This window comes from Cellulosimicrobium sp. CUA-896 (assembly GCF_001942335.1).
In the GTDB taxonomy this organism is placed as follows: Bacteria; Actinomycetota; Actinomycetes; order Actinomycetales; family Cellulomonadaceae; genus Cellulosimicrobium.
Map to the genome: position 1 here is coordinate 84,458 of NZ_MKKH01000008.1, position 7,142 is coordinate 91,599.

Consider the following 7,142-nt stretch of genomic DNA (forward strand, 5'->3'; position numbering starts at 1 on the left):
GCACCGCCTGACCCACGCCCCCCGTCGGCCGACGCCGGCGCCGCCCCACCCCGCTCTCTCCCAGGAGCATCGGACCCGATGCAAACCCATCAGTACGACGTCGTCATCGTCGGCGCCGGCGGCGCCGGGATGCGCGCGGCGCTGGAGTCGTCCGGCACGGTCCGCACGGCCGTGATCTCCAAGCTGTACCCGACGCGCTCCCACACGGGCGCGGCGCAGGGCGGGATGTGCGCCGCGCTGGCCAACGTCGAGGAGGACAACTGGGAGTGGCACACCTTCGACACCGTCAAGGGCGGTGACTACCTCGTCGACCAGGACGCCGCGGAGATCATGGCCAAGGAGGCCATCGACGCCGTCCTCGACCTCGAGCGCATGGGCCTGCCGTTCAACCGCACCCCCGAGGGCCGCATCGACCAGCGCCGCTTCGGCGGGCACACGCGCAACCACGGCGAGGCGGCGGTGCGCCGCTCGTGCTACGCGGCCGACCGCACGGGGCACATGATCCTCCAGACGCTGTACCAGCAGTGCGTCAAGCAGGACGTCGAGTTCTTCAACGAGTTCTACGTGCTGGACCTCATCACCGACCACGACCTGTCGGCCGGCGAGGTCCCCGAGGGCGAGACCGTCACCGCGACCGGCGTCGTCGCGTACGACCTCGCGACCGGCGAGATCCACGTCTTCCAGGCGAAGGCGATCATCTTCGCCACCGGTGGCGCGGGCAAGATCTTCAAGACCACCTCGAACGCGCACACGCTCACCGGCGACGGCATGGCGCTCGCCTACCGGCGCGGGCTGCCGCTCGAGGACATGGAGTTCTTCCAGTTCCACCCGACGGGCCTCGCGGGCCTCGGCATCCTGCTGTCCGAGGCCGCCCGCGGCGAGGGCGGCATCCTGCGCAACGCCGACGGCGAGCGCTTCATGGAGCGCTACGCCCCGACCATCAAGGACCTCGCGCCCCGCGACATCGTCGCCCGGTCGATGGCGAACGAGGTGCGCGAGGGCCGCGGCGCCGGGCCGAACAAGGACTACGTCCTGCTCGACCTCACGCACCTCGAGCCCGCGCACATCGACGCCAAGCTCCCGGACATCACCGAGTTCGCCCGGACGTACCTCGGCATCGAGCCGTACACCGAGCCCGTCCCGGGTGTACCCCACCGCGCACTACGCGATGGGGCGGCATCCCGACGAACGTCGACGCGAGGTGCTGCGCGACAGCACGCACGTCGTCAAGGGCCTGTACGCGGCCGGCGAGGTCGCCTGCGTGAGCGTGCACGGCTCCAACCGTCTCGGCACGAACTCGCTGCTCGACATCAACGTCTTCGGCAAGCGGGCCGGTCGCACCGCGGCGGCCTACGCCGCGACCGCGTCGTACACGGAGCTCCCGGAGAACCCTGCCGCGAACGTCATCGCGCAGCTCGAGGAGATGCGCAACCGTCCCGACGGCGAGCGCGTGGCCGACGTGCGCAAGGCGCTCCAGGAGACGATGGACGCCAACGCGCAGGTGTTCCGCACGGGCGAGTCGCTGAACCAGGCCCTCGCGGACATCCGCGACCTGCAGAAGCGCTACCGCGACGTGTCGGTCCAGGACAAGGGCCGGCTGTTCAACACCGACCTCCTCGAGGCGATCGAGCTCGGGTTCCTGCTCGACATCGCCGAGGTCACGGTCTCGCGGCCCTCAACCGCAAGGAGTCGCGCGGCGGCCACTACCGCGAGGACTTCCCGGCCCGCGACGACGCGAACTACATGCTGCACACGATGGCCTACCGCCGGCCCACCGCGGCCGGGGCGGCCGACGACCGGCTGGTCGACGGGCACGTGGCCGGCTACTTCGACCACGTCGAGCAGTTCGACGGGTACAAGGTCGCCCTGGGCTCCAAGCCCGTCACCCAGACCCGGTACGAGCCCATGGAGCGGAAGTACTGATGACTGCCACACTCGAGAGCACGGCCGCACCGGAGGCCAAGGCCGGGGAGATCCCCTCGTTCGAGGTCACCCTGCGGATCCGTCGCTACTCCCCCGAGTCCGCGCACGGCGAGGAGCCGTACTGGGACGAGTTCACCGTCCTGGCGCACGGCACCGACCGCGTGCTCGACGCCCTGCACAAGATCAAGTGGGAGCACGACGGCTCGCTGACGTTCCGCCGCTCGTGCGCCCACGGCGTGTGCGGCTCCGACGCGATGCGCATCAACGGCCGCAACCGGCTCGCGTGCAAGACGCTGCTCAAGGACGTCAACCCCGACAAGCCCATCACGGTCGAGCCCATCAAGGGCCTGCCGGTGGTCAAGGACCTCGTCGTGGACATGGAGCCGTTCTTCGCGTCCTACCGCGAGATCATGCCGTTCCTCATCACCTCGGGCAACGAGCCCAGCAAGGAGCGCCTGCAGTCCGCCGAGCAGCGCGAGCGGTTCGACGACACGACGAAGTGCATCCTGTGCGCGGCGTGCACGTCGTCCTGCCCGGTGTTCTGGACCGACGGCCAGTACTTCGGCCCCGCGGCGATCGTCAACGCGCACCGGTTCATCTTCGACAGCCGCGACGAGGGCGCCACGCAGCGCCTGGAGATCCTCAACGACAAGGAGGGCGTGTGGCGCTGCCGCACGACCTTCAACTGCACCGAGGCCTGCCCGCGCGGCATCGAGGTCACGAAGGCGATCCAGGAGGTCAAGCGCGCGATGATCACGCGCGCCTTCTGACCCTGCGCCCTGCGCGCGACGGCGCCGTCACCCCGATCGGGTGGCGGCGCGTCGTCGTCAGCTGCGCGCGAGGCGGCCCTTGCGGACGCCGCGGACGACCGGGCTCCACGGCCGGCCCCGACCCTGCCCCGCCCACACGCGCTCGTCGAAGGACCGTGCGTCGAGAGGCGGGTCGTCGTCCTCCCGAACCCCGCCGCCGCGACGGACGTCGTCGGCGCGACGCGGGGCCGTGCCCGGCTGCTCGCCGGCGGGATCGGCGGCGGGGTCGGCTGCGGGGTCGTCAGCGTCGTCAGTGGCGTCGTCGAGCTGCGGCGGGTCCGCCATCCACGCGCACACCATGAGCAGGACGCGCGCGACGAAGTCACCAGCACGAGCAGCGTGACGATCACGGCGAACGACGCGAGGAGCGCGTTGCGCGACGCGGAGCCGACGACGATGCTCGTCCCGAGGAGGCGCAGCGCGCCGAAGACCGCCGCCGCGACGACCGAGCCGACGACGAGGTCGCGGCGGGCAGGCCGGACACCACCGACGAGCACGACGACGAGCGCCACCACGACCGCGTCCACGGCCAGCGCGACCCCGAGGCCGAGCACGCGCACGACGACGGTGAGCGCGGTCGAGCCGCCCAGCAGGTCCGCCAGCCACGCGCCCAGGCCCGTGACGACGACGCTCGCCGCGGCGCTCACGAGGATGCCGACGCCGAGCAGGGCGAACCCGCCGAGCTCGCGCAGCTTGGCGACGACCGGGTTCTGCGCGGTCGGCGGCACGTCGAACATCGACTGGACCGACGTGCGCAGCGCGGCCATGAACGCGATCGCGCTGAAGACCAGGACGCCCAGGGCGACGACGCTCGTGACGGTGAGCGCGCTCTGGAGCACGAGGTCGTCGGGCTTGAGGACCGCGCTCTCCCCTGTCCCGACGAGCCCGGGGAGCCAGGTGTCGATCTGCGCGAGGACCGCGTCCCGGAGGTCGGTGCGCGAGCCCAGCACCGCCATGAACACGGTCCAGCCGATCGTGAGCGCGGCGAACAGCGAGAACAGCGCGGCGTAGGCCATCCCCCCGCACAGCAGCGCACCGTGGCGCGCGTTGTACCAGGCGAGCGCCCGGCCCGGGCGGGACGCCTTCCACCGCGCGACGAGGGCCTTGGCGCGGTCGGCGACGGACGGGCGGTCCTGGGTGCGGGCCTCGCCCGCCGTGGAGGTGTCGGCGCTGGTCACGCCACGACCCTACGGGCGGCTCCCGCGCGCCACACCTCCGGCGACCGGGCGGGGCGCGCCATCGTCGGCCCTGTCGGCGGCGTCGCCCAGGAGGTAGGGCCGCCGGGGTCGCCACACGCCGTCGTCGCCGTGCTCGTAGAGGTGGAAGGCGTGCACGTCGAACCGTGCCTCGTAGGTCGCCATCTCGTCGAACGCGCGGTCGAGGTCGTCGTCCGCGACCTCGTGCGCGACGGTGACGTGCGGGTGGTAGTTGAAGCGGAGCTCCTGCGCGAGCGGACCGCCGCGCACCGCCTGCTCGAGGTGCTCGCACTCCGCGATGCCCTCGACGACCTGGACGAACACGACCGGCGACACGGGACGGAACGTCGCGCTGCCCCGCAGGTGCAGGTGGAACGGGGCGGCCGCGGAGGCGACGCGCTCGAGGTGCGCGCGGGCGTCGTCGAGCACCTCGGGGTCCAGCACCGTGGGGCCGAGCAGCGTGATGTGGGGCGGGATGGCGGCGGCCAGGGGTCGCCGAAGCGCGCGCGCGCGGACTGCAGCTCGGTCGCGAACGGCTCGGGGACCTCGATCGCCACCCCGATCCTCGCCTGGCCGGGGCCGCGCTCCGGGATGTTCACGCCGCGGACCCCCCGGGGGGCAGCAGGCCGACGCGGTCGTACATCCGGGCGAGCGTGCCCCCGGCGATCTCCTTCGCCTTCTGCGCGCCGCGGGCCAGGACGGCGTCCAGCTCGGCCGGGTCGGCGAGGTAGGCGTTCGCACGCTCCTGGAACGGCGTGAGGAAGTCGACGACGCGTCCGCGAGATCGACCTTGAGCCGGCCGTACCCCTGCCCGTCGTACTCCGCGGCGATCGCGTCGACGTCGCGGCCCGTGAGCGCCGAGAAGATGGTCAGGAGGTTGGAGACGCCCGGCTTCGCCGCGGGGTCGTAGCGGACCTCCGTCTCGGAGTCCGTCGCCGCCGACCGGATCCGCTTCGCGGCGACCTTCGGGTCGTCGAGGAGCCAGACGACGCCCTTGCCGCCCGACGCCGACTTGCTCATCTTCGCCGTCGGTTCCTGCAGGTCGTAGATCTTCGCCACCGAGCGCACGATGTGCGGCTCCGGGACGACGGCCGTCCCGTCCCCGAAGCGGGCGTTGAGCCGCTCCGCGAGGTTGCGCGCGAGCTCCAGGTGCTGGCGCTGGTCCTCGCCGACGGGGACGAGCGCGGCGTCGTACAGCAGGATGTCGGCGGCCATGAGCACGGGGTAGGTGAACAGCCCGACCGACGTGCCCTCGGCGCCCTGCTTCGCCGACTTGTCCTTGAACTGGGTCATGCGGCCGGCCTCGCCGAAGCCCGTCTGGCACGACAGGAGCCACGCCAGCTCCGCGTGCTGCGGCACGTGCGACTGGACGAACAGCGCGGACCGCTCCGGGTCCACCCCGCCCGCGAGGTACTGCGCGGCGGTGCGGCGCGTGCGCTCGCGCAGCCGCGCCGGGTCGGGGTTCACGGTCAGCGCGTGCAGGTCCACGACGCAGTACAGCGCGTCGTAGGAGTCCTGGAGGGCGACCCACTGGGACAGCGCGCCGATGTAGTTCCCGAGCTGCAGCGAGTCCTCGGTGGGCTGCATCCCGGAGAGGATGCGGGGCGTGGTGCCGCCCGTCGCGCCGTGCCCGCTCGCCCTCTGGACCGCTGTCGCCTCGACCTGTGTCGCCTCGATGGACATTGGCCCATTCTGACAGGTCGCCGCGCGGCGGCCGAATCGCGAGGCCGGCACGAGCCGTCCCGACGCCCTGCTCGACGGTCCGGTGCCTCAGGTCGCCTCGTCGTCGAACGGCACGGCAGCGCCGCTCGCCGGGGCACCCGCGGCGGGCGGCGGCGGGGGCGCCGTCCGCGCCGGGCGGGGGTCGTCGTCCTCGAGGAGGGCCTCACGGACGATGCGGCGCGGGTCGTACTGACGAGGGTCGAGCTTGGACCAGTCCACGTCGCCCACCTCGGCGCCGATCTCCTCGTCGACCCTCGCCTTGGCGTCGCGCAGGTAGCCGCGGGCCGACCGGACGAAGCCGCCGAGCTGCTCGGCGTAGTGCGGGAGGCGCTCGGGACCGATGACGAGGACCGCCACGACGAGGAGCACGACGAACTCGGCCCCGTTGATCCCGAACACGGCGCCAGACTACTCGCTCGTCGCCTCGTCGAGGACGACCCGCACGTCACGCTCCTGCTCCCCCGTGCGCACCCGCAGGACCACGGTCTCCCCGGGCGCCTTGGCCCGGATCGCGACGATGAGCTCGTCCGACTCGGTCACCGGCCGGTCGTCGATCGCGAGGATGACGTCGCCCGGCCGGATGCCCGCGCGTCGGCGGGTCCGCCCGGCGTGACGGCGGGCTGGCCCTGCTGGTCCTCCGTGGAGACCTGCACGCCCTCGCCCTGGTAGCGCTGGTCGAGCAGCACGCCGATCACGGGATACGTCGCGACGCCGTCGGCGATGATCTGCTCCGCCGTGCGCCGCGCCTGGTTCGACGGGATCGAGAAGCCGAGCCCGATGCTCCCCGTCGCCGCCATCGCCCCCGGTGGCTGGGCGATGGCCGAGTTGATCCCCACGACCTCGCCCCGCCCGTTGACGAGCGGGCCGCCCGAGTTGCCCGGGTTGATCGCCGCGTCCGTCTGGATCGCGTTGATGAACGCCGTCTCCGCCGCCTCGCCGGCCTGGACGGGGCGGTTGAGCGCGCTGACGATGCCGGTGGTCACCGTCCCGTTGAGGCCCAGCGGGGCGCCCACCGCCACGACCGGGTCGCCGACGACCACGCCGTCGGAGTCACCGAGGGCGAGCGGCGTCAGACCGGTGTCCGGGACCTTCACCACGGCGAGGTCGTAGTCGACCGTGCGGCCCACGAGCTCGGCGGGGCTCTCGTGGCCGTCGGCGAAGAGCACGATCATCTCGCCGCCCTCCGCGGCGCCGGCCACGACGTGGTTGTTGGTGAGGATGTACCCGTCCTCGCGCAGCACGAAGCCGGAGCCCGTCGCGACCCCGTCGGTGCCCCGGACCTGGAGCGACACGACGCTGGGCAGGACCGTCGAGGCGATGTCCGCGACGGAGCCGGCGGGCCGGTCGGTGCCGCCGCCCTCGACGGTCGCGGCGGGCAGGCCGACGACGGCGCCCGGCGCGGGTCGAGGACCCGGTCCGCCGCGACCCCGCCGGCCGCGCCGGCGACCAGCGCGGCGCGAGCAGCCGGCGACCGGCGGCGGGGCGCTGCTGC

The 7,142-nt window shown here is 73.0% G+C and carries 6 protein-coding genes and 3 pseudogenes; 2 read left to right on the forward strand and 7 right to left on the reverse strand.

The window, feature by feature from the left end; translation table 11 throughout:
- Nucleotides 1-78 precede the first annotated feature (78 nt).
- Both sdhA and BJF88_RS03670 read left to right on the forward strand, forming a co-directional pair.
- Nucleotides 79-1,923, forward strand: a pseudogene (sdhA, locus tag BJF88_RS03665) (succinate dehydrogenase flavoprotein subunit).
- Nucleotides 1,923-2,693, forward strand: a complete 771-nt coding sequence (locus BJF88_RS03670) for a succinate dehydrogenase iron-sulfur subunit (protein ID WP_075827789.1) — start codon at nucleotides 1,923-1,925, stop codon at nucleotides 2,691-2,693. Before sdhA ends, BJF88_RS03670 begins: the two are co-directional and overlap by 1 nt.
- A 57-nt stretch (nucleotides 2,694-2,750) precedes the next feature.
- Here the strand turns inward: BJF88_RS03670 and BJF88_RS19845 are convergent, their stop codons facing one another.
- The 7 genes and pseudogenes from BJF88_RS19845 to BJF88_RS03695 all read right to left on the reverse strand — a co-directional run.
- On the reverse strand, nucleotides 2,751-3,017 hold the full coding sequence (locus tag BJF88_RS19845; RefSeq protein WP_187346189.1) for a hypothetical protein: 267 nt from the start codon (nucleotides 3,015-3,017) through the stop codon (nucleotides 2,751-2,753).
- A 98-nt stretch (nucleotides 3,018-3,115) separates the two neighbouring features.
- Nucleotides 3,116-3,748 (reverse strand): annotated as a pseudogene (locus BJF88_RS23030) (YhjD/YihY/BrkB family envelope integrity protein); the annotation flags it as partial.
- A gap of 171 nt (nucleotides 3,749-3,919) precedes the next feature.
- The gene (locus tag BJF88_RS03680) at nucleotides 3,920-4,417 is read right to left on the reverse strand and encodes a 2'-5' RNA ligase family protein (protein ID WP_255371728.1); all 498 of its coding nucleotides are present in this window, start codon (nucleotides 4,415-4,417) and stop codon (nucleotides 3,920-3,922) included.
- Between the two features lie 106 nt (nucleotides 4,418-4,523).
- Nucleotides 4,524-5,515, reverse strand: a pseudogene (trpS, locus tag BJF88_RS03685) (tryptophan--tRNA ligase).
- A gap of 183 nt (nucleotides 5,516-5,698) precedes the next feature.
- On the reverse strand, nucleotides 5,699-6,049 hold the full coding sequence (locus BJF88_RS03690; protein WP_075827793.1) for a twin-arginine translocase TatA/TatE family subunit: 351 nt from the start codon (nucleotides 6,047-6,049) through the stop codon (nucleotides 5,699-5,701).
- A 9-nt stretch (nucleotides 6,050-6,058) separates the two neighbouring features.
- Entirely contained in the window at nucleotides 6,059-6,190 is a 132-nt protein-coding gene (locus tag BJF88_RS21135; protein ID WP_255371723.1) for a hypothetical protein, read from the reverse strand.
- Nucleotides 6,187-7,142: S1C family serine protease (locus BJF88_RS03695; RefSeq protein ID WP_255371724.1), on the reverse strand; the 956-nt coding region annotated here is incomplete at its 5' end. The genes BJF88_RS03695 and BJF88_RS21135, both read right to left, overlap by 4 nt.

What these genes read in the sequence shown, in the direction of transcription:
- BJF88_RS03670 (WP_075827789.1), top strand. Translation starts at nt 1,923, where the DNA reads ATGACTGCCACACTCGAGAGCACGGCCGCACCGGAGGCCAAGGCCGGG.
- BJF88_RS19845 (WP_187346189.1), bottom strand. Translation starts at nt 3,017, where the DNA reads ATGGCGGACCCGCCGCAGCTCGACGACGCCACTGACGACGCTGACGAC.